General features: G+C 56.7%; 14 protein-coding genes. 7 read left to right on the top strand and 7 right to left on the bottom strand.

Annotated features, from left to right (window positions below; genetic code table 11):
- Window positions 1–10: 10 nt before the first annotated feature.
- The 5 genes from ACPOL_RS08980 to ACPOL_RS08960 all read left to right on the top strand — a co-directional run bounded on the left by ACPOL_RS08980 (window position 11) and on the right by ACPOL_RS08960 (window position 7586).
- A complete protein-coding gene (locus tag ACPOL_RS08980) occupies window positions 11–1216 on the top strand; it encodes a hypothetical protein (protein ID WP_236657345.1) in 1206 nt (401 codons plus the stop codon).
- Between the two features lie 4 nt (window positions 1217–1220).
- Window positions 1221–2429, top strand: a complete 1209-nt coding sequence (locus ACPOL_RS08975; RefSeq protein WP_114206747.1) for a hypothetical protein — start codon at window positions 1221–1223, stop codon at window positions 2427–2429.
- Between the two features lie 65 nt (window positions 2430–2494).
- Window positions 2495–4534: a beta-L-arabinofuranosidase domain-containing protein gene (locus ACPOL_RS08970; RefSeq protein ID WP_114206746.1), complete on the top strand. Its 2040-nt coding sequence runs from the start codon at window positions 2495–2497 to the stop codon at window positions 4532–4534.
- 180 nt (window positions 4535–4714) lie between these two features.
- The gene (locus ACPOL_RS08965; protein WP_236657344.1) at window positions 4715–5959 is read left to right on the top strand and encodes a Zn-dependent hydrolase; all 1245 of its coding nucleotides are present in this window, start codon (window positions 4715–4717) and stop codon (window positions 5957–5959) included.
- A gap of 82 nt (window positions 5960–6041) precedes the next feature.
- The gene (locus tag ACPOL_RS08960; protein WP_114206744.1) at window positions 6042–7586 is read left to right on the top strand and encodes a CoA-acylating methylmalonate-semialdehyde dehydrogenase; all 1545 of its coding nucleotides are present in this window, start codon (window positions 6042–6044) and stop codon (window positions 7584–7586) included.
- A 24-nt stretch (window positions 7587–7610) separates the two neighbouring features.
- Here the strand turns inward: ACPOL_RS08960 and ACPOL_RS08955 are convergent, their stop codons facing one another.
- Complete coding sequence (locus ACPOL_RS08955; RefSeq protein ID WP_114206743.1) at window positions 7611–10034, bottom strand: ABC transporter permease; 2424 nt, start codon at window positions 10032–10034, stop codon at window positions 7611–7613.
- Between the two features lie 290 nt (window positions 10035–10324).
- A complete protein-coding gene (locus ACPOL_RS08950) occupies window positions 10325–10603 on the bottom strand; it encodes a hypothetical protein (RefSeq protein ID WP_114206742.1) in 279 nt (92 codons plus the stop codon).
- A gap of 112 nt (window positions 10604–10715) precedes the next feature.
- Here ACPOL_RS08950 and ACPOL_RS08945 point away from each other — a divergent pair, with 112 nt between their 5' ends.
- Together ACPOL_RS08945 and ACPOL_RS08940 are read left to right on the top strand one after the other, a co-directional pair.
- Window positions 10716–11207, top strand: coding sequence for a hypothetical protein (locus ACPOL_RS08945; protein ID WP_114206741.1), 492 nt, complete (start codon window positions 10716–10718; stop codon window positions 11205–11207).
- 63 nt (window positions 11208–11270) lie between these two features.
- Complete coding sequence (locus ACPOL_RS08940) at window positions 11271–11936, top strand: hypothetical protein (protein ID WP_114206740.1); 666 nt, start codon at window positions 11271–11273, stop codon at window positions 11934–11936.
- A gap of 56 nt (window positions 11937–11992) precedes the next feature.
- Here ACPOL_RS08940 and ACPOL_RS08935 read toward each other — a convergent pair whose 3' ends face one another.
- The 5 genes from ACPOL_RS08935 to ACPOL_RS08915 all read right to left on the bottom strand — a co-directional run bounded on the left by ACPOL_RS08935 (window position 11993) and on the right by ACPOL_RS08915 (window position 21629).
- Window positions 11993–12985, bottom strand: a complete 993-nt coding sequence (locus ACPOL_RS08935; RefSeq protein WP_114206739.1) for a zinc-dependent alcohol dehydrogenase family protein — start codon at window positions 12983–12985, stop codon at window positions 11993–11995.
- 458 nt (window positions 12986–13443) lie between these two features.
- A complete protein-coding gene (locus ACPOL_RS08930; RefSeq protein ID WP_236657343.1) occupies window positions 13444–14496 on the bottom strand; it encodes an ABC transporter permease in 1053 nt (350 codons plus the stop codon).
- A gap of 73 nt (window positions 14497–14569) precedes the next feature.
- Entirely contained in the window at window positions 14570–18277 is a 3708-nt protein-coding gene (locus tag ACPOL_RS34015; RefSeq protein WP_201759143.1) for a BadF/BadG/BcrA/BcrD ATPase family protein, read from the bottom strand.
- Between the two features lie 197 nt (window positions 18278–18474).
- The gene (locus tag ACPOL_RS08920) at window positions 18475–20259 is read right to left on the bottom strand and encodes an activator of (R)-2-hydroxyglutaryl-CoA dehydratase (protein ID WP_114206737.1); all 1785 of its coding nucleotides are present in this window, start codon (window positions 20257–20259) and stop codon (window positions 18475–18477) included.
- Between the two features lie 83 nt (window positions 20260–20342).
- Window positions 20343–21629, bottom strand: a complete 1287-nt coding sequence (locus ACPOL_RS08915; RefSeq protein ID WP_114206736.1) for a radical SAM protein — start codon at window positions 21627–21629, stop codon at window positions 20343–20345.
- Between the last annotated feature and the right edge of the window lie 140 nt (window positions 21630–21769).

Genomic DNA, 21769 nt, shown 5'->3' with positions numbered 1-21769 from the left:
AAGGTTTGCCTTGTCGGACTGGACATTACCAAGCAAGGCTGTTCGAGCAGGATATCTCGCTCCGGGTCGCTTTTCACCGCTGGAACTTGCGAGAGGCCTCAGCTGCAACCGGCGCGACTTTCTGCGCAGCGCGGCGGGTGTCGCACTCGGCGCCACAATGCTGGGCGCAAGCCCGTTGGTGCATGGTGCGGCGGCTGCCAGGAAGCGGAAGGTCATTGTCATTACATTTGGCGGAGGAGCTCGAGACCAGGAGACCTTCGCCCCGCAGGGGCAGGAGAACATCCCCCATCTGCTGCACGAACTAATCCCTCAAGCCAGTTTTTTTACGCAGGTGATGAACCAAGGTATTCTCGGCCACTATGTGGCGACGGCAAGCCTGGCAACTGGGGTCTATGAGACGCTGAATAATTTTTCCGCGGTCCCCCCGGAACATCCAACCGTCTTCGAGTACTTTCGCAAGGACCTGAACCGGCCTTCTTCCGACGCCTGGGTGGTGGCGCCCAGCAATGGCTTCAACCGTATCGGGGAGAGCGACTATCGCTCGTATGGACCAGGGATGGGGGCGAGAGTGGTGCTGCCCAAACACTTGTTGAACGCGGCGACGTCGGGAAATTCGACGGATTATGAACATCTGCTGCATGACAACTACGAGACTCCGCTCTACACACCAAAGCTGGCCGGCGGCGAATTTGAATTGCAGCAATTAGAGATGATCCTGAAGCTGTCAGTGGAAGACTTCAAAGCGCACGCGCTTACGGTGTCCAGTCCGGACGAGCTCTCAATGTACATCGCTCGGCGATTGATGCGGCAGCAGGCGCCGAGTCTGCTCTGGATCACCATGCACGATATCGATATTGCCCATTCGGGAGCCTACTCGCTGTACATTGATGCAATCCGGCGAACGGATCGTCTCTGCGCGGAGCTATGGAATGCGGCTCAAGGCGAACCGGAGTACGCGGGCAACACCACTCTGTTTATCCTTCCCGATTTCGGGCGGGATGGCGACGAGGATGCCGGGGGAAATGGGTTTCAGCATCACCGCACCGGCGATGCAGCCTCGCGAACCACCTGGATGATGGCGATGGGGGCTGGAGTGAAAGAAGGCGTGGTCTACGATAATCCGTTGCAGTCGATCGATCTGGTGCCGACGCTCGGATTGATGATGGGGTTCTCCCCATCGCAGGCGCAGGGCCGGCCGGTAAAGGAACTGGTCTAGCGTTATGCTTCCGTCGGAACTCAAGGCCGAGCAGTTCGCCGGGTACCCGCCAGAAGCAAGAATGCTGGTGATCTCTCACCTGGATGCGATTCGTCAACTGCCGCTCTCGATAGCGCCGAGTTTATTGCGGGAGCTGGTTGAGTATGATTTCAAGTTTCCGGCTGAGCGCGCGGCCATCGATGGCGAACTTACAAATCTGAGTTCCTTGTCGCGAGCACAGATGCAGGAGTGGTTTGGGGCCTTTTCGTCGTTCTCGCTTTCGCCCAATCTGCAGCGGTTCGACTGGATCAACCAGCCGGCACAGTTCGTCGAACAGCTTTCGGCCTATCTCTGGACCACGCATCAACTGGACGGATTTCGCCAGGCTGCTATTTCGTATGGAGATCGTCTGCAAGCGGTCCTGCCAAAGCCAAAGCTGCCGGTACGCAGATTGGGGATCGCCATTATCGGGCAAGGTCTTTCTTCTTATGAAGGACCGCTATTCCGTAACTTGCGTGCGCACGGCACTTATTTCAGAAATGTCGACCCGAAGGATGGAGTGGAACTTTTGCTGGCCGCTGCTGCTGCCCGCGCGAAGACTTATCCCGCCACTTACGGTCACTGGTATGTCGATGGCGGGCAGGAAGCTGCCCATAGCCCATTGCTGACATGCGTGTCCTATCGGGCGCTCGAGCCGGTTCGCTCCGCGCTGCTGAAGTACGTTCAGACGGAGATCAGCCAGCCAGGGATGGGCCCGGAGGAACTTCGTAGTCGTCTTGCCAGGTTGTCCCCGGCGGACCTTGGTATGGAGCGGGCTGGAGATAAGGTCCTCGGCCGGTTTGAAGTCAGGCTGTTTACGGAAGGCTCCGGAACGCAGATATTCAGCACCACGTTTGCACAATGGGCCGCACGCGAAACCTTGCGCAGGGCACAGCCGCTGACGCTCCTGGTTCGATTTGCTCCGCGGCAAGAGCAGAAGCCGATGAACGAGTTGCTGACCAGCGGCCGCAGCGAGACGAACCTCGACTTCGCCGGGTCTTTGGTTGACGCCGACATGGGCGCCTACTATCAGTGGATCAATCAGCAACGATTGCCGGGAGCCGGGGAGTCTTCTTTTCTGGTGTGGTACGAAGCTCATAAGCAGGCCCTGGTGGTAGCGCCTGGACTGCCTCGAGGGGCGGAGTCCACCTCTGCTAAGAACCTTGACGAGCTTTTGACGTTGGCTACTAGCTAAAACGGGGCGATCAGCTAGAAACCACTCATGAGCGGACTTCAAGACAAAAGGCGGATTTGGTTGAGATGAAAAAACCTGAAGCAAAGGCAAACAGCCGCAGGCGATTTCTGAAGCAGGCAGGAAGCGCGGCAATCGCTTCTTTGCCTCTAAGCAGCCGGCACGCACTTGCGGATACGTTCGCGGCCCGGGTACTCGCACGTCCTTCGCAAGTTTTTAAGAACCGCTCGCCGATGGCCCCCAATGCATTTTATCTACTGCCTCTCGGTTCAGTTCGGCCGAAGGGATGGCTGCTGAATCAACTGCGCATTCAAGCGCATGGCCTGTCTGGCCATCTGGACGAAACCTGGGCGGATGTAGGAAACAACAGTGGCTGGCTGGGCGGTACCGGCGACTCCTGGGAACGAGGCCCGTATTACCTCGACGGATTGCTTCCGTTGGCTTACCTGCTTGACGATGATCGCCTCAAAGCCAAGGCGCAAAGATATGTCGAATGGACTTTGACGCATCAGGCAGCTGACGGCATGATCGGTCCGTCCAGCAACAACGATTGGTGGCCGCGTATGGTCATGCTCAAAGCACTGGTCCAATATTCAGAGGTGACGGGCGATCCTCGAGTACTGCCATTGCTTTCGCGCTATTTCGCTTATCAATTGAAGACTCTTCCCGACAGACCGCTGCGGGACTGGGGGAAGTTCCGTTGGCAGGATAATGCGCTGGTCGCGATCTGGCTGTACAACCGCACCGGTGATCCAAGCCTGGTCGATCTTGTCCGGCTCTTGCACCGGCAAGGGTTCGATTGGCAGGCGCAATACGCCGACTTCAAATACACTCAGCCGGTCACGGCAGAGATGATCAAGCTGAATGAAGGTCAGGGCTTGGCTGATCTGGCATTGTCGACCCACGGAGTCAACAACGGGCAGGCGCTTAAAGCCGCGCCGGTTTGGGCGATGGTCTCAGGCGCCGAGATCGACCGGCGCGGCTTCCATCAAATGCTTGCGGCGCTCGACACCTATCATGGACTGCCAAATGGCATGTTCTCCTGCGACGAGCATCTTGCTGGCCGCAATCCTTCTCAGGGAAGTGAGCTATGCACGGTTGTCGAGACTATGTTTTCGCTGGAGCAGTCACTCGCGATTCTGGGGGATGCAAGCATCGGCGATCGTCTGGAGCAGATCGCTTTCAACGCATTACCCGGCACGTTCACCGATGATATGTGGGCCCATCAATATAACCAGGAGCCGAATCAGGTTGAGGTAAGCCTGCATCGCAAGCCGTGGACTACCGACGGGCCAGAATCCAACCTCTACGGCCTGGAACCGAACTTCGGATGCTGTACGGCAAACTATCACCAGGGATGGCCTAAGTTCACGGCAGCCCTGTGGATGGCATCGCACGATGATGGACTGGTGGCTGCGGTGTATTCACCCTGTGAAGTCAACACAACCGTGAGAGGGGTCGCGGTACGTGTCTCTGTAGATACCGATTATCCTTTCCGCGGAGCCGTTCGGATAGCGATCAATCCCGCTGCTGCGTCTACCTTTCCACTCCGCTTGAGAGTTCCCGGGTGGGCTGAGGACGCCACCATCAAAGTGAATGGGCGCCTTCTTCCTTCGGCTGAGAAGGGCACTTTCGTTCAAGTGGAGCGGCAGTGGAAGAGCGGGGATGTCGTTGAATTACAGCTTCCATTGCAACCGACCTTAGTTCGCGGGTACAACGAATCGATCTCGGTCAATCGCGGTCCGTTGGTTTTTTCGTATCCGATCGGCGAAGACTGGGTGAAGCTGCGCGACCGTGGCATGACGGCCGATTGGCAGGTTTTCCCCAGTTCCCCATGGAACTACGCGCTTGCTGCGAGTGAACGAACTGTGCGCGATATACGAGTCAAGGAAACTTCGCTCGATGCATCTCCATTTGCGCGCGAAGGAACGCCGGTCACTCTTGAGGTCGAGGCACGAAAGCTGCCTTCCTGGCGGGCGGTCGATGGCGTTGCCGACCCCATTCCGCAGAGCCCCGTGAGCAGCGACGAACCCAGTGAACGTCTGACGCTTGTGCCTTATGCGGCGGCGAAGTTGAGGATCACTGCATTCCCGGAGTTGAAGGGGTAAGCGGCGGTAGACGCAGCCCCTTGTGGAGAGGGATGGGCCTTCTCGCACCTGCGCCGGCTATTGCCCGCCTCTATCGATTGCCTCAAACAAGTTCCGATTTGCTGCGAAACAACAAAGCAGGCGGTCTACGCCAAATCGTTCTATCGTTGATGGAGCGAAATCGATTGAAGCTGGAGAAGGATGATGCCGGTAGATCCGAAGAGAGTGGTCGCTCACCTTAAAGAGCTTCAGCAGCTCACTGGGGATGCGAGCGGCGCTCAACGAGTGGCGTGGACCGCGACGTGGCTGAAGGCGCGGGAGTGGTTCCGGGGCAAGCTCGATGGCTTGCCGGTCACGCAGCATCGGGATGCCGCCGGGAATGTCTGGCTGACGCTGCGGGGCGCATCAGAAAAGAAGCTGGTGCTCGGCAGCCACCTGGATTCGGTGCCAAATGGCGGCTGGCTGGACGGTTGTCTTGGACTTCTCACTGGACTCGAAGTGCTACGGAGCATCGCTGAGGAATACGGGGGCCATCCCCCAGTTACTGTGAGTCTAGTCGACTGGGCCGATGAGGAGGGCGCGCGATTCGGCCGCAGCCTGTTCGGGTCTTCTGCCTTTGCCGGGACCCACACAATCGAGGCGGATCGGGCGCGTCAGGACCGTGATGGCATTCGTCTCGATGAGGCACTTAAGGAGTGCGGGATTGTCCTTGACCGGATCGGCGAAGTCGCTGAAGGCCGGAAGGATATTGCCGCCTACCTGGAACTTCATATCGAGCAAGGGCCGGTGCTGGAGGCGATGGATCTGCCGCTTGCCGTGGTGCTCGGAACCAAAGGGGTGGAACGGCATGCGATTACCTTTTACGGACAGGAAGCTCATTCGGGCTCGACTCCGATGAAGGCGCGCCGCGATGCCTTGGCCGGCGCAGCCAAGCTCGCCTTGGAGATCCGCTCGATCGCGGCAAAGCATCCGGATGCGGTCTGTACGATGGGGAGCGTCAAGACCTTCCCTGGGATCGTGACTGCCGTAGTGGGGCGATGCGAGGCGACGCTCGATCAGCGAGATCTCGATTCTAGGGTGTTGGCAGAGATGTTTCGCGAAGCCTATGAAGCCAGCCAGCGCTTTGCCCAGGAAGAGGGCTGCACCGTCGAGTGGTCGAAGATCTGGAGTATCGAGCCAGTTCCGTTTCACCCGGAGCTTGTCGAGCTATGCGACCAAGCGATTCTCGAGACAGTCGGAGTCTCTCACCGCATGCCGTCCGGACCTTTACACGATGCCGCCGAGGTTTCGCGGGCGGGAATTCCGACGGTCATGATGTTTGTGCAATCGCTCGCCGGTATCAGTCATAACAAGATAGAAGATACCCGGCTAGAGCATCTGGAATTGGCGGTCTTGGCCTTTGAACGTCTCGCCTCTAAGACGCTTCAATGGATAGCCGGCACTTAAGGCTCCGGGCCTGCGATGCCGATCGAAGCCTCCTCAAAAGGAGGGTGCTGGTGTATGCTCCTCCTTGTCGAGAGGAGGAGTCATGGCTACGATTGCAGCTCCGGAGGTACAGGCGGAAACTCCGCACATCCTGGAAAGCGTACCAAATTGGATCGGTGGGCGTGCCGTTCATGGCGAGGCGAAAGCCTTCGGCGACGTCTTCAACCCAGCGACCGGTCAGGTTCAGCGCCGTGTTCCGCTGGACGGCGCTTCGGAGTTAGACGCTGCTGTTGCAGCAGCGGTGGCGGCCTTTCCTGAATGGTCGAGCCAGCCTCCGCTGCGCCGGGCACGTGTGCTCTTCCGGTTCCGCGACCTGCTGGAGCGGCATACTGATGAGCTTGCCGCGGTCATCACCTCCGAGCACGGCAAGGTGTTAGACGATGCGCGGGGCGAGGTCATGCGCGGACTGGAAGTGGTCGAGTTTGCCACCGGCATTCCTCATCTGTTGAAGGGCGAATTCACCGAACAGGTCGGAACCGGGATCGATAGCTGGTCGTACCGTCAATCGCTAGGCGTCGTCGCTGGAATTACGCCGTTCAACTTCCCCGCGATGGTCCCGCTTTGGATGGTACCGATCGCACTGGCTTGCGGAAATTGTTTCATTCTGAAGCCAAGCGAGCGCGATCCTTCGGCTTCGCTCGTTCTCGGCAGGCTGCTGAAAGAAGCAGGGCTGCCCGACGGGGTCTTTAACGTCGTTCACGGGGACAAACGAGTGGTCGATGCCATTCTGGATCATCCTCAAATTCGCGCAGTGAGCTTTGTTGGTTCGACCCCGGTGGCAGAATACGTCTACCGCCGCGGTACTCATGCCGGCAAACGCGTGCAAGCTCTCGGTGGCGCGAAGAACCACATGATCGTGATGCCGGACGCTGATATGGACCAGGCAGCCGATGCGTTGGCGAGCGCCGCGTATGGCTCAGCGGGTGAGCGCTGCATGGCGATCTCGGTCGCTATTGCCGTGGGAGATGGGACCGGCGATGCGTTGCTCGCACGCTTGAAAGATCGCATCGCGCGCCTGAAGATCGCGGAAGGAACGACTGCGGGCGCCGAGATGGGGCCGCTGATTACCGGAACGCATCGGGACAAGGTCAGAGGTTATGTCGAATTGGGCGTTCAGGAGGGAGCAATGCTTATCTCCGACGGCCATGCTCAAGAATCGCTCCCGCCCGGGGAAGGCTTCTTCGTGGCACCCTGCGTTTTCGATCAGGTCTCTCCCGATATGCGAATTTACCGTGAGGAGATCTTTGGTCCCGTGCTGTCGTTGCTGCGTGTCTCAGGATTTCAAGAGGCCCTGGAGTTGGTGAACGATCATGAGTTCGGCAACGGGACTGCGATTTTCACCCGCGATGGAGACACGGCCCGCGCCTTTGCCAACCAAGTGCAAGTGGGCATGGTCGGCATCAATGTCCCCATACCCGTGCCGATGGCATTTCACAGTTTCGGCGGGTGGAAGCGTTCGCTCTTTGGCGATCATAATGTGCATGGTATGGAAGGCGTTCGATTTTACACGCGGGTGAAGACGGTCACGGGCCGGTGGCCGACCGGCATCCGCGCCGGGGTGAATACCTCGATGCCGACGCACGGATGAACTAGACTGGCTCCTCACTCGCACTTACTCCGTCCGGAGGACGCGCATCGGCTCGACCGAAGCGGCTCGCCGGGCGGGGAGCCAGCATGCCAGAAGCGCCGCGATCACCAGAATCAATCCCACCGCTCCAAAGGCGGAGAAGTCCATGGCTCCAACGCCGAAGAGGGTGCTGCGCATAGCCCGGCCCACGAAGTAGGCGCCGACCAGACCAAAGCCCAGCCCTACCAGCACCAGGATCACTCCTTCTTGCACCACCAGGGCGACCACGCGGTTTCGGGTGGCGCCGAGGGCCATCCGCAAGGCGATTTCATGAGACCGTTGCGCCACCGAAAACGACATGACTCCGTAAATTCCAAGCGCAGCAAGCAGAAGCGCCACAATGGCGAAGCTCACGAATAGGATCACCGTAAAACGGTCGTTGGCTAACACGTCGTCACGCACTGCATCGAGCGTCTTCGGTTCATCGAGCGCGATCTGCGGGTCAATCGCATGTACGGCGGCGGCGATACTCCGGGTCATCGTTCCGGGCTCTTCCGCAGTTCGCACGCCGACGGAGGCTTGCGGCCAGGGAATCTGCCAGAAGGGTATCGTAATCTCCGGAGTCTCTTCGCGGAAGCCGCGATTGCGAACAGTGCGATAGACGCCCACAATCTGCCATTCGACTGCTGGTCCCAGCTTCGTCACTCCCGGTATCAGCTGTTCGACGACGACCCGTTGCTGCAGCGGATCAGTCCCTTTGAGGAACTTGTTGACGAAGTCCTCATTGACCATGGCCACTTTCACGCTCGAGGCAGTGTCCTGTTCGTTGAACTCCCGGCCGCCGGTGAGGCGAATCCCGAAGGTCTTGAAGTATTCCGGCGTCACCATCTGGAAGCCTGCACCCGGGCGCTGAGAGGGATCGGTATAGGCAGGTTTTCCGGCAATCGTGAAGGGCATTCCGAAATATGTCCCTTGCAGGGGCAGTCCGGTCATCGCGGTGGCTCCCGAAACTCCGGGCACGGCGCGGATGCTCGCCAGCATCTGCCGGTAGTACGAGATGATCTTGTCCGGCTCCTTCGGCCGCGAATCCGGGACCGGAAGCGAGAAGGTAAGAACGTGGTCGGTGTGAATTCCAAGGTCCACACGAAGCAGGTTCCAGAAACTATGGATGGCGAGACCGGCTCCCGCAAGCAGCGCAAGCGCGAGGGTGAATTCGGCCACCACCAGTATTCGCCGCAGCCGGTGCCGCCCCACCCCGGTCCCCGAACGACCGCCCTCCTTCAACGTCTCTGCTGGATCGACTCTCGACGAATACCACGATGGCACACACCCGAACAGCAGGCCCGCAAAGCTTGTTGCCAATAGAGTGAACAGGAGAACAGGCAGGTTCAGGCGCAGATCGGCTTCGCTAGGAAGCGTGCCTTCCGGCATCACCGCCGTCAACCCCGCCAGCATCGCATAGCCCACCCCGATTCCGAGAACACCTCCCATCAGGGCGAGCATCACGCTCTCGGTAAGCAGTTGAATAAAGATCGTTCTTGGCGTGGCGCCCAGCGCACTCCGCACGGCCAACTCTTTTTGGCGAGTCATGCTCCGCGCCAGCAGCAGGTTGGCTACATTCACGCAGGCAATCAACAGTACAAACCCGACTGCCCCCAAAAGCAGCCATAGGGTCAGCTTTCTCTCCTTCGGGAGGAAATCGTTTTTCAACGGCTCAACAAACGCTCCCCAACCCTTGTCACTCTTGGGATACTGCTCCGCGATGTGCGCAGTAACCGCATCCATGTCCGCTTGCGCTTGCCGAAGAGTCACGCCTGGCTTCAGCCTGCCCATCACCAGCAGCCAATGGAAGTCGTGATTCAACTGTTCCGGCTTGAAGACCAGCGGCACCGTCAATTGAGAGTCGGCGCGGTCATCCGGACCCGGCGCCAGCACCCCCACGACGGTGTAGGGCGCCCCATCCATCGGCATGGTCGAACCGACAATGTGCGGATTGCCACCAAGCTTGAGCCATAATTTGTGGCTCAAGACGACGACGTGGTTCTTTCCGTCCTGCCCTTCCTCAGGCAGAAAGCCGCGTCCCTGGGAAAAGCTTTGCCCCATCATCTGGAAAAAACCTGGGGTCGCCTGTCGTCCCTGAACGAGCTCCGGCTGCTCCTTGGTGGCAATGTTGAATCGTCCGCCGTTCCAGGCGTTGAGATCCTGGAAGACTGTACTCTGCCGCTTCCAATCGGTGAAATCGCCTGCCGACACACCATTATGAGAAGTCTGGATCTTCGACCAGACGATGACCAGTTGTTCGGGTTCAGGATAGGGGAGAGGGGCGAGCAACGTTGCGTAATCCACTGTGAAGATCGCGGTATTGGCGCCGATGCCGAGCGCCAAGGTCACCATCACGGTGAAGGTAAGGCCAGGATTCTTGGCCAGCATTCGAAGGCTGAAGCGGAGATTCTGTAACAGAGTTTGCATCGACTTCCTCGCTTATTTCTTGAACTGCACTTCCGCCTGAGAAAGTTATTTTGTATGTAAAGTGAATTTGGATGAACGCGCTGACCTATCGCCCTGGTAGACAGACGCAGCAATTTCCCGGCCAGTTCGAGTGCTCGAAAAATCCCAATAGGAAGCGGTCAATGATGCGCCGAGCTAATCCTTCGAAGACCTGCGGTGTCCACAATCGGGCGCGCTTGTGCGTTTGTGGACAAGGGTCTCCCCAAATCCAGATGTCTCGCAATCCAGATTTTTATCAGGGCCGCAAGTAACTAGGGCTTAACCCGGATCTGCGAAAAAGCCCTTACCAGGAACGCGTCGGCAGACGCGACTGTGCCCGGCGTATTGAATCGTTGGGGATAAGCCCGTTTCTTTATACCGTATTTACAACGCTTTACCTCGAGAGTATCGACAACCCCCTCCGTGCCTGCCACACTTTTCTCATTTCGATAGCGGGAATAGCCCCGTACTTCTACGCTCGTCTCCAATCCTCCGGAAGCGACCTGTCGCGCTATGGAGGTTTGGATGGAGTTATCCGCCTTGATCTTCATCAACTCATGAACTGAGTTCCGAAGCTAACTCATTCCACCAACCGCGCAGGTGAGAAAAATGTTGACTCTACAACCCGTTACCGTAAATTGCCGGAAACCGAGTCTTGTCGCTATGACACTGCTGTTGAGCTGCACGCCGGCCTTGAAAGGTCAAAGCAATACTGCTCCGCCCATCAAAGGGATGGCGAGCACCGTAGGTCTCTATGTCTATCCTCGGGCGCAACAGAGCCCGACCCAGCAGCTCAGTGACGAAGGACAATGCTATTCCAATGCGAAGACGCAGACCGGCTTCGACCCGAACGCGACGGCCCCCGCTGCCTCGCACTCCTCGACATCCTCGGGGAATAAAGAGGGGAATGGTTCGACCGGAAAAGATGCAGCACGAGGCGCCGTGGTGGCGGGCGCCGCAGGAGGGGACCCCGCCGTCGGCGCGCGGCGCGGGGCGTTGATCGGGGCTGCGAGGAGAAAGCGCGAGGAAAAAGAACAATCGGAAAAGTCCGAGAAGCAGACGAATGCGAGCAAGACCCAGGAGGAACAATCCATGGATGGCTTCAAGCGGTCTATGTCGGCCTGCCTTGACGCTCGAGGTTATTCGGTCAAGTAAGGTCCCGATGTGGGATCTAAACAGACTGCGAGTACGGTGTACCGGGATTATCGAGGAAGAAAAATGATAAGAACCAGCTTCAGATTAATTGCTCTTGGGACGTATCTCCTTGTGGCACCGGCGGGCTTCATTATGGCGGCGGCGGTTGACGCTCCCGATTCCAACCCGGCTACCGAGAAGTTTCACCAGGACATCAAGACCGCGGTCATGAATGGTAGCCTGACCATTCCTCAAGTCAAAGAACTACAGGCAAGTCTGGCAGCGCTGAAGGAGAGCAAAGCTGCTCAAAAACCAGGCGCTCCGCTCGATCTGGTAACGCCCTATGGCGCCGTCTCAAAGATTAAAGCAGTCATGGCTACGGTGAAGCAGCCGGACCGCGAGACTTTAGAGCAGGACTTCCAGGTGGTGGTCGCCAACAAGCAGCCGACTGCCTCCGCGGAGCCAGAGACACCAGGAAAGAAGCTCGGCAAGGACGTCTACCTCGCGGTGATGCGCGGCAACCCGACCGAAGCCCAGGTGCAGCAGTTGCAGCAAAGCCTGAACTCGTTGCAATCCCTGAAGGCCAGCGGCGAAGGGAAGCTGCAGCAATTCAGATCGCTCAAGCAGGCGAAGTCGGAGATCGAGCAAACGATGAACGCCGGGTCGTTCCGTCCGCAAGACCGGCAAGCCGTTCTGGATGATTTGAACGCTCTGGGACCTCAAGGCGGCGGCATGAGGCGGGGCGGCTGACCAGGCAGAAAGTGAGTGGCAGAACGGTCTCGCGGTTAGTCTGGGGGCTTTTCCGGTCAGGGCACAAGCACTACTGCTCCATCAATCGAGTCGCTTCGAATGGCGGCAAGTGCTTCGTTCGCCTGGTCGAGCGAGAAAATCGTCACCTTAGGTCGCATTCGAATCTCTGCTGCGATGTTCAGGAAGTCGCGGGCGTCTTGCCGGGTCATGTTCGCGACGCTTCGTATCTGACGTTCACCCCAGAGTAGACGGTCGTAGTCGAACTCGGGCATTCGATCGAGGTGAATCGCGTTGATGGCCACGATGCCCCCTTTGCGGAGACTGGACAGGGCGGAAACAACGACATCTCCGCTTGGAGCGAAGGTAACGGCACGATCGAGCTCAACCGGCGGCCTCTCGTTTTCGGTACCAACCCAGGTCGCTCCAAGCGACTCGGCTAACTTCCGATGTGACGTGCCACGGGTCGATACATACACTTCACAGTGCCAAGCGCGCAGAACATCAATGGTGAGATGTGCCGAGGCCCCGAAGCCGAACAAGCCGACGCGCTCTCCTGGTTGAACGCCAGCAACCCGAAGACTGCGAAAGCCGATGATGCCAGCGCATAGCAGCGGCGCCGCAGAGGTATCGTCCAGCGAATCGGGAAGCGGGAAGACGAAATCTGAGCGTACGGCAACAAACTCTGCATACCCTCCATTAACGGTATAGCCGGTGAAGGTCGGTGAATCGCAGAGGTTCTCCTGTTGATGCCTGCAATACCAGCACTGGCCATCCGTCCCGCCGATCCAGGAGACGCCCACCCTTGTTCCCGGCGGATGCTCTGAGGTCGATCCTTCGACGACTTCACCCACGATCTGATGACCTGGGATCAAGTTGGACCTTAAAGGGGCGAGTTCCCCGTCGACGATGTGAAGGTCGGTCCGGCAAACTCCGCACGCCCGCACGCGCAAAAGAAGCTGCCCAGCCTCGGCGGCGGGCTTGGCAGCTTCTTGGATACTGAGCGGACGATCCCGGTTGTTGCCAGACAGCACGGCGGATTTCAACGACATTCCTCCCGGTGGCTATTCGTCAGAACGAGGTCTTAAGAGCTGACTTTCTGATCAATCAGAACCAATTCTGCTCATGCCACCGACTGAGTCTTTCACTTCCTACTCATGGGGAGTCTACATCCATGGAGTACAGTTTGCAGCGGACGAGGGATTTCCCTGAAATGGGGAAGCTATTTCAGTGATCCAGAGCACACACCGCAGTGCGCGCGGACACTGCGAACCGCCGTTGAGCAGCATAGCGTTGTTTATGGAGGTGACCCATGGAGTTCTGGATTCTGCTACTCATGTTCCTCCTTCTTCCCGTCGCTGGTCTGATCGACGTGCTCTGGTCGATGCTGAGGCGAGAGTGGAGAGACAACCATTAGTATCCTGCGATGCTTCCTCTCGAGTTGGAGAGAGGCGTGTCTACCTCATTTGAGTAGACGTGGGAGATGGGCTACTTCATCCTGACCGGGCCGCTATTCATACGCAAGCGCCTGGGTGACGTCCTGGTTGATGGCCTTCATCGCTGGCACGATGGCGCCCAGAAGTGCGCCGGCAATCGCGATGCAGCCGGCAATCGGCCACCATGCATAGACAGTTTCCTGAGTCAGGCTTGAAGGCACGAGATGCTGCATGCACCACTGGGTCCCGTATGTCAGAATAATTCCCGCCAGTGCACCGGAGGATGCCAGGACCAGAGTTTCTTTGAGCAGCAGAGTAAGGATGAGTCCCGCTGAGGCACCCATGGCTTTGAGGATCCCGATTTCTCGGGTCCGTTCCAAAACGGCGGTGTACATTGCCATATACACGACGATGAAGCCGACGATCACAGCCACGCCGATCACTACGCCGATAAAATTCCGTAACAATTCAACGCTGCTGACGGTAAGCAGTGAAGTAAATTCCTCCATCGTGTAGATGGGATAGCCGGGCATTTTCTGCTGCAGGGCACTAACTACTTTGTGTGCATTTTTCGGGTTATCTACCTTGAGATAGATCTGGCTGAGATGGTTTGGGTTTCCGGTCAACTCCTGAAGCACCGGCAGTTTTACCGCAATGCGAGTGAGTTTGCCCGACTCGAAGATTCCACTCAGATGCCATACGTGGTTGATGAGCGGAACTGTGTCCCCGACATGAAGATGTTTTTCACGGGCATAGTATTCATCGACGATGATATCGTCATCCTTTTGGAATGGGCCCCCTTCCAGGAAATGAAACCCTCCGCTCATCTTGGTAAACGAATTCAGATCAAGTCCGGTGACCGTATCGAAGCCGGCCAGCGGCTGCACCACGGTGCCGGTGGCCAGCGTAACATGCGGCTGCTTCAGCAACATGGGTATCAGCAGATCCGGCATCGGAGCCGAACTAAGTCCGATGATCGAAGATCCTGGAGGACGGACCATGATATCGGCGCCAACTCCTCTGGCGCGACGCGCCGTTGAATCGAGAGTTCCATAGCTGACACCAACCAGCGTCAGAATCATGGTCACTTCAACGGCGATGGCGAACACGCTAAGAAACGTGCGCACCGGGCGATAACTCACGTTAGACAGAACAAATCTGTCGATGGAATTCAGGCGCAATCGCATGCAGGTCCGACCATCAATCCCCAGCTACTGCCAGTTTGCAGGTCTCCTCAGCTTGGCGGCGTAGTCCTTGCTCGAAGGCCGCAAGTTGGGCTTCGATGTCTCCTTCAACCTGACGCCGCTTGATGATGTCTTCCCGGTAGCGGCGCAGAAAGTAATCAATGGTTTCTACGCGGATGCGAATCGAGCCGGATGGCTTGTTTTCGTCGAGATCCTTGAACGAAAAGTAAGGTGTGCCGGATTGTTCAATGATGCCTTCAATCACGCCGTATATGGGAGCATCGTGTCCGCACTTGAAGCTGGAGACTTCGAGAGCTACAAGATTGGGATGGCGAGCCGTGAACTTCGCCGCCCAGACTTTATGATTGGTGCTGGTGGAATACCGATTCTTCCAGACGTCGGAGATGTCAAGTGGATGCGTGATCAGTCCAGCGCGTACTTCATCGCCGAAGAGACGGTCGAGAATATCCTCGTCGATCGGGAGTGTACTCTGCGAAAACACCGGGTACCCCAGTTTCTGGAACTCCTCCATGATTTCGTGATTCAAACCCGGGTCGTGGTGATATACCCGACCCAGCATCACAATTCCAATGCGGTCCTCGCGTTCAAGCTGATCCAGAGTCTCTCGCGCCTGGCGGCGTATTTCCGACTCGCAGGTCTGTAGAGCGTTGAAGCCCACTTCGAGGGCCCGCTCGTTCTCCTCGCGGCTCAGGCCAAGCACTGGTCCCCATACCTTGTACATCTGGTCGGCACAAATCTTGTGGTCCTGGAGATTAAGGATCGGATCCAAATAGAGAACGCCATTCTCCGCGAAGATGTCGCTTTCTTTGGTGAATGCGGCCTTCACTGTCTCGGGCGTGGCGGTTACAGTGGGGCAGGCGTTTGAGCCGGTGAGATTGACGAGATGCGAATGCAAGACGTCGTACATCGGGAACCAGATGGCGTGGAGCGGCTTCTTGGCGTGCTTGGTGGAGAGCAGATTATAAACATGGGCGATCCCGATCTTCGAGGGATAGCAGGGATCGATGGCTCCACGACTGGCGCCCGCGCGATAGAGCTCGGGAGTTGTGTAATCGGAGTAGACAATATTCTCGGACTTCAACCCCAGACTGGCAAAGTAGGCATTGAAGAGCGGCGCATAGGTATAGGTGTTCAGTAGCCTCGGAATACCGACGCGAAAGTCCTGCCTGCGGGCCATGAGCGCAGCACGCTCTTTGGCGCTTTTGGGGACGAAGAATCCTTTGGTGATGGGCGGGGGATCGGCGACGATCTCCACTTGACGGGGGCGAAAGACATCGTGGGCTGCAATATCAACGAAGTTGGGATTGGCATCCTTGATCTTGTCTATATCCGACTTGATGTCTTTCATTTCGTCGAGATCTTCGACGGTGCCTTTTTCACAGGTTGCAATGATCAGGCGCTGTTCACCCAAGCGTAGAGGGACTTTAGTCTTTCGCGGCTGAAATGCGACTGGCTTGGGGAGTTCCACTACTTTGCTGGATCCCGGAGAAATTTGAATCTGGATGAGAGGCTCCGCCTTGGCCTTGAAAGGAGAAGATGAGCTGGTGCCGCATCCTCCTCCCGTGCTGCATGAAGATCCGTGCTTCTCAACCGGCGGCAAATTAGCCTGCACTTCTTCGAGACTCGGCAACAAGTTAGCAGCTTGCTGAACCTCTTCAGCACTGGCTGCGCGGTCGCCGCTGCCGGCCGCAACGGCTTGCCCGCCATTCACGTCGACATCGATAAAGGTACGCAGGCAATTGTTCTTGCAGAAATAGCAGCGTGTATCTTCGTTGCGAGTGGTGCGATAGCTGATATTTGCGACCGCCTCAAGGCCGATGAAGGTTGTCTGCTTTCCATTGCCCCAAAGACGTAAAGCCTCCTGCGCCGCACCGATCGCGCCGGATTCACCACAGTGCTCATGGACGATGATCTCTGGTTCTTTCCCGTTGGCGCGGAAGCTCGACTTGATGAAATCGACTTCTGCTTTCACCACAGCCATATTGTTTTGGGTGCCCCCTTGCAAAACAAATCGGGAGCCCAGCGCAGCCAGATTCGGAATGCTCGCCACGTAGAGGAACACATTTTTCGGCAGCACATCGGCGAGTCCCGCGAGGATCTCTTCCGATCGCCAGCCCTGGCGTTGGAAGTTAACGATGTCGGACTGCATGAAAACGGCGCAGCCGTAGCCAAAGGAGGGCATTGATTTGGCTGAGAAAGCGACGTCAGCGAAGTCTTCAACTTTCAGGCCGAAACCCTCAGCGGTGGACTGCAAGAAATACCCATTGCCCGCTGAACACTGAGTGTTCAATTTGAAGTCTTTGACTCGTCCATCTTTGAGGACTATTAACTTGATGTCCTGGCCGCCAACGTCGACAATCACGTGCGGATCGTCGTAGAACTTGAGCGCCGACTCGGTATGCGCTACGGTTTCAACCAACGCGACGTCGGCATTGAGCACATCTCTGAGAATGTCTTTGGCATAGCCCGTGGTGCCAACCCCGAGCACCTCGAGCGATGCTCCCTTGTCTTCCACCTGGTTCCTTAGTTTCTCGAAAACCTCGATGGTGTCTTGAATTGGATTGCCATTGGAGAGTTGATAGGTCTTGCAGAGAATCTCGCCATCTTTTCCGAGCAGCACGGCCTTGGTTGACGTGGATCCGCCATCCACTCCGATGAAGCCCAAGACAACCTGGCCAGGGAGGAATGGCGCCGGAATGAATTTGTTCTTTTTATAGGAGGATTGGAATGACACCAACTCAGCGTCTTCAGCAGCTAAACCCCTACCGCCAGAATCCGCTTTCTCTTCCGCTCTGCCGTAGTCGATGTAATAGACGAGCCTCTCCGTGCCGAGATAGCGGCCGACCGTAGGCTCCTCATCCTTACCAAACTCGACCGCACCAAGTGCTGCAAAATACTGCGCATTGTCGGGCACTTTAATCAACTCTTCGGGAGCGATGCCCTCAGGCGTCTCGACCTTACGCTCTTTCCACATGCGTGGAATGTTTGCCTGCCAGGCTTCGCGCATGCCCCGAATAAAGCCGTTCGGGCCGCCCAACAGCAGCACATGCGGCCGCAAGGTGTGCCCGCGAGTAAGGACACTTAAGTTCTGCAGGACAATTGCCTCAAAAAGCGAGGCCATCAATTCGTCTGGTGGTGTGCCTGTTTTCTGCAAGCCATTAATGTCGGTCTCAGCGAAGACACCGCATTTGCCAGCCACCTTGTGAAGCTTGATGCCGTGATAAGCCTGGTTCGACAATTCAGACGCCGGAATCTTCAGTTTCGCGTTGATCTTGTCGATGACGGCTCCCGTGCCGCCCGCGCATTTGTCATTCATCGACGGAATCTTCTTTTTCCGTCCCGTCTCTTCGTCATCCTTAAAGACGATGATCTTGGCGTCCTGACCGCCTAGTTCGATTACGGAATAGACTTCGGGATGCAGTTTCTCCACGGCGAGAGAGACCGCGTGCACCTCCTGGACGAACTTTGCACCGATCATTTCAGCGATGACACCACCGCCTGAACCGGTAATAAAGATGCGCGTGTTGGTCGGGGCAATCCGTGATTCATCTTCCATACGGCGGAGGAATTCCAGGACCTTCTCCGGCTGCCTGGTTTCGTGGCGCTGATAATCCTGCCAGATCGTCCTGTCAGTCGCTGCGTCGACGACGATGGCCTTCACTGTAGTTGAGCCGACATCTAAACCGACAAAAAAACTCTGCATGCCCGTCTCCGCACTACAACCAGCCGCCTCACCAGGGAGAGCGGCCGACCATAGTAGCTCGCGTACGTTTCTGTTGCATTACCCTGAACGATCTAGTGAAACACCAGTCTTTGCGCCGCGGTCGATAGGTCGTGGCGCAAAGAAATGGTTGTAACGACAACCGGATCGCGCGCCGACCGCCGCGGACGCCGCCAGTTTCAGGCAACCTGAGATGCCGGCAAAGAAACGCGCGCCGGGCGACGATACTTTCTGTCGCGATCCATCAAGTCGCTGACGTGCCAGGCAAACTGTGCCGCAGTTCCGGCAACGCCTTCGCGATGCGGAACCTTATAAAGTGCATGCTTGAGTTTCGGGTGTGCGTCGACATACTCGCGGAGATCTTCCAATGACTTTCCGGTTTGCACCAGTACACCATCGAACTCCGCCCGCGCTTTGGCTTTCGCCTCAGCTAACGCCATCTGAACGCGGCTGTGGGCATTCACCTCGCCCTCACCAGAGGTCTCAATGGGAAGGAAGATCATATCTTTAAACTTGTTGACGACCCGCGATTGTACGCCATCGGACTGAGTTGAAGGCATGCAGCCAAAAGGCTTCAAGGCTAGCACCATGTGACACAGATGGTTCACCGTGTAATACACATTCTTACCGACTTCCATGTAGCCCTCGCCGCCCCTGGCGAGCTGGTGATAAAAGGGATGTGCCAGCCGCGACAACTCCTTCTGGGGGATGAGATGGTGCGCGGTGTCTCCCAAATGTTTAATTGTGCGGTGATAGAAATAACCCCACATCGCACTTCCAGCACTAAGACCACCGGTCTTCTTCAACAACTTCAATTCATTGGCAAGGTGTTTCTTGACTTCATACCACTTCGGGTCGCGGTAGGGAGCTTCTGCGTAGGCGCGGGCCTTTGCCCCTTCCTTGGCTACGTACATCATGTAGGCAATCCAGGTCGCAATGGGCTCAACCAGAACCTGCGCTCCCTCGCGCTCGAGGAAAGCAAACATGTTGAAGTTGCCATCGCCTTCTGTTGTCTGCGCCCAGAATTCTCCAGTTATCTTGATTACCGGCTTGACCCGCAAACGATCTACCTGGATTGAGTTGATGCTATCGCGACAGGCATGGAGGGCATCCACGTATTCTTTGCCGTAGACATTTTGAGCTACTTTACCGAGCGTGCAACTGATCCCCGTAAATTTTGCGTGTCCTTCAAGGAATGGCTTAGCCCACCCCGGCGCAGCCTCCAGGATGTGCCAGCGCCTCCGGTCGCGCAGAGTATCGGTAAGGGTTTTGACCGATTCGCGAATTACACGGTCTGTCTCTCCCTTAGTCACTTCAAAAGGCCGGATCTGATAGACGAGCTCATTGATAACATCGCCCAGGTTAAGCGCATTCAGCATCCCCATCCCGAAATCAACTGAGAACTTAAGCCCAGGCTCCCCGCTAGCGGCCTTGATGCCATCCGTCTGTTGGAAGAGTAGAACTCGAAAGCCTTCAAAGCCCGCATTTTGTAAGGCGAACCGGTATTCTGCCTCATACATGCCAAAGCGGCACGGGCCACAAGACCCAGCAGTGAAGAAGACGTAGTTGTCGATGATCTGCTGCTTGGTTTGCCCTTGCTCTTCGAGACTTTGAAGATAGCGCACCAGATTGCCAACGGTGAAGTAAGTGGGATTGCATTGGCCATTGTTCCCGAACTCTTTCCCGGCCTGGAAGTCAGCAACAACCGGGGTCGGGATATTTTCGCAGCGATAACCGCTGCCATGAAAGACCGCCTTGATCATCTCTTCGTGCTTCCAGGTGAGGCCGCCAAAGAGAATGGTGACGTAGTCGCGTTCCGGGCCTGTAAAACTCCGCTCTACAGGCTTCTTGAACTCACGCATACGCGCCAATCCCGCCTCAGCGCGAAGCCGGGCGCGTTCTGCATCGATGCGCGCCTGGATCTCTACTTCGAAGTCCGTTAGCACGATCTCTTCTACTGGCATATTGCTCTCCTGTGATCAAGTGGGTCGCTGCGGTAGTACCGGCTTTGATGTCGTGAGACCAGCAGATACATTCTGCGGGAAGGCTACATCTGCCCTTTCACGCCTTGGAATCCATGTGCCAACTGCTTGAAGAAGTACTTGATAACTCGTTGGTCGTTGTAGCACCAACCGAGGATGTGGTTCAACGTCGAAAAGCAGTGCGTCTGGCAGGTCTCTTTTTGATGGTCGAGCTGCTTCGTGTCGAACTTATGATCGCCAACCACGCCCCAGTCATAGGTTGCCGTGTACATGGGGAAGCATGGCGCCAAGGTCCCGTCAGCGCGGATGATCATTGAATTTTGTCCTGCGCGGCAGTTCCACGGGAAATGGTTTCCTTTCATAAAGTCGACCATCTGCCACAGCCTGGTATTAGAGTTCACCATCTTATAGCCCGAATCCTGTTTTTCGGTGAGCCATTGGATGGTCTCCTCGACAGCTGGCCAATCCTCTTTGGTGATGTAAGTTACGTTATTGGCGGCATGTTTGAAATGCTCGTCCTGTTCCAGCAAGGGTGATTCGTTGATGTGATAGTCAGTGGCGACGCCACAGTCATGAGCGATTTCAGTGAGCTGCCGCACGTCGTCCAGGTTGTTACGGCATATGTTGATATTGAGGAAGACAGAGTAGCCGTAACCGTACTGCTTGCGAATCAAGTAATCGAATTGTTTGCGAATGGGAGCCAATGCCTTCGGGAGGCCTGGTTTGAGGTCGACTGCATCGACGGCGATGTTAAAGGTGGACACGCCAGCATCTGCGAGCTTGTCGATCACATCGGTTCTCAGGAGGCGGGCGTTCGTGGGAAGGTAAATCCAGAAATCTTTCTTCGCTGCATAGTAAGTGATCTTATGAATGAAGTCAGGGCGCAGCAGTGGTTCGCCGCCCATATAGGCAAGTACCCGGCAGCCGGTTCCATGAAGCCAGTCGATTGACCGTTTCGCCGTATCTTCGCTCATGCCCTTCACTTTGTTGTCGAAGGCCCAGCAGTAGTGGCAATCCAGATTGCACTTGAACTCGGTGAAGAGATATGCGATGAGTGGATGAAAATCGCCGGCCGTAACTCGTGAGCGAATGTAGGGGAAGAGCCACCCGCGCATACCGTGGTATATCTGACCCGGCGTCCATTTGCGCTTTTCAGGAGGATTCCAATCGACGTTGTCCTCGACTGGTCCCAAGAGTTCGGGATGTTGCGGGAAGATGGGGTTAGGAAAAGTTTGCGGCTTGCCATCCGGACGCAGCCCGGTCGGCGGGCCTAAAGGCTGGGTCAGAAGATTATGCAACGGCACATCCAGGCGAAAATTCGAAGTGTGCTCAGCCGGTTGCTCAACAGGCATTCAGCCCTCCAAGAAGATCGAACGTCGCTTCACAGGAATCTATTGGAGCTTCTCTGAGATGACGTTGAGGGTAACTGCATGTGATTCGCCAGATTTATAGTTCAAAGAACTATTGGCTAAGCTATTGAAACCGAAAAGGA

The sequence above is a fragment of the Acidisarcina polymorpha genome, from assembly GCF_003330725.1.
Lineage (GTDB): Bacteria > Acidobacteriota > Terriglobia > Terriglobales > Acidobacteriaceae > Acidisarcina > Acidisarcina polymorpha.
Note: the sequence above shows the minus strand (reverse complement) of the source record. Positions and strands in the feature narration are given on the sequence as shown.

What these genes read in the sequence shown, in the direction of transcription:
- ACPOL_RS08920 (WP_114206737.1), bottom strand. Translation starts at nt 20,259, where the DNA reads ATGCCAGTAGAAGAGATCGTGCTAACGGACTTCGAAGTAGAGATCCAG.
- ACPOL_RS08940 (WP_114206740.1), top strand. Translation starts at nt 11,271, where the DNA reads ATGATAAGAACCAGCTTCAGATTAATTGCTCTTGGGACGTATCTCCTT.
- ACPOL_RS08975 (WP_114206747.1), top strand. Translation starts at nt 1,221, where the DNA reads ATGCTTCCGTCGGAACTCAAGGCCGAGCAGTTCGCCGGGTACCCGCCA.
- ACPOL_RS08955 (WP_114206743.1), bottom strand. Translation starts at nt 10,034, where the DNA reads ATGCAAACTCTGTTACAGAATCTCCGCTTCAGCCTTCGAATGCTGGCC.
- ACPOL_RS08970 (WP_114206746.1), top strand. Translation starts at nt 2,495, where the DNA reads ATGAAAAAACCTGAAGCAAAGGCAAACAGCCGCAGGCGATTTCTGAAG.
- ACPOL_RS08935 (WP_114206739.1), bottom strand. Translation starts at nt 12,985, where the DNA reads ATGTCGTTGAAATCCGCCGTGCTGTCTGGCAACAACCGGGATCGTCCG.
- ACPOL_RS08960 (WP_114206744.1), top strand. Translation starts at nt 6,042, where the DNA reads ATGGCTACGATTGCAGCTCCGGAGGTACAGGCGGAAACTCCGCACATC.
- ACPOL_RS08945 (WP_114206741.1), top strand. Translation starts at nt 10,716, where the DNA reads ATGACACTGCTGTTGAGCTGCACGCCGGCCTTGAAAGGTCAAAGCAAT.
- ACPOL_RS08950 (WP_114206742.1), bottom strand. Translation starts at nt 10,603, where the DNA reads ATGAAGATCAAGGCGGATAACTCCATCCAAACCTCCATAGCGCGACAG.
- ACPOL_RS34015 (WP_201759143.1), bottom strand. Translation starts at nt 18,277, where the DNA reads ATGCAGAGTTTTTTTGTCGGTTTAGATGTCGGCTCAACTACAGTGAAG.
- ACPOL_RS08915 (WP_114206736.1), bottom strand. Translation starts at nt 21,629, where the DNA reads ATGCCTGTTGAGCAACCGGCTGAGCACACTTCGAATTTTCGCCTGGAT.
- ACPOL_RS08965 (WP_236657344.1), top strand. Translation starts at nt 4,715, where the DNA reads ATGATGCCGGTAGATCCGAAGAGAGTGGTCGCTCACCTTAAAGAGCTT.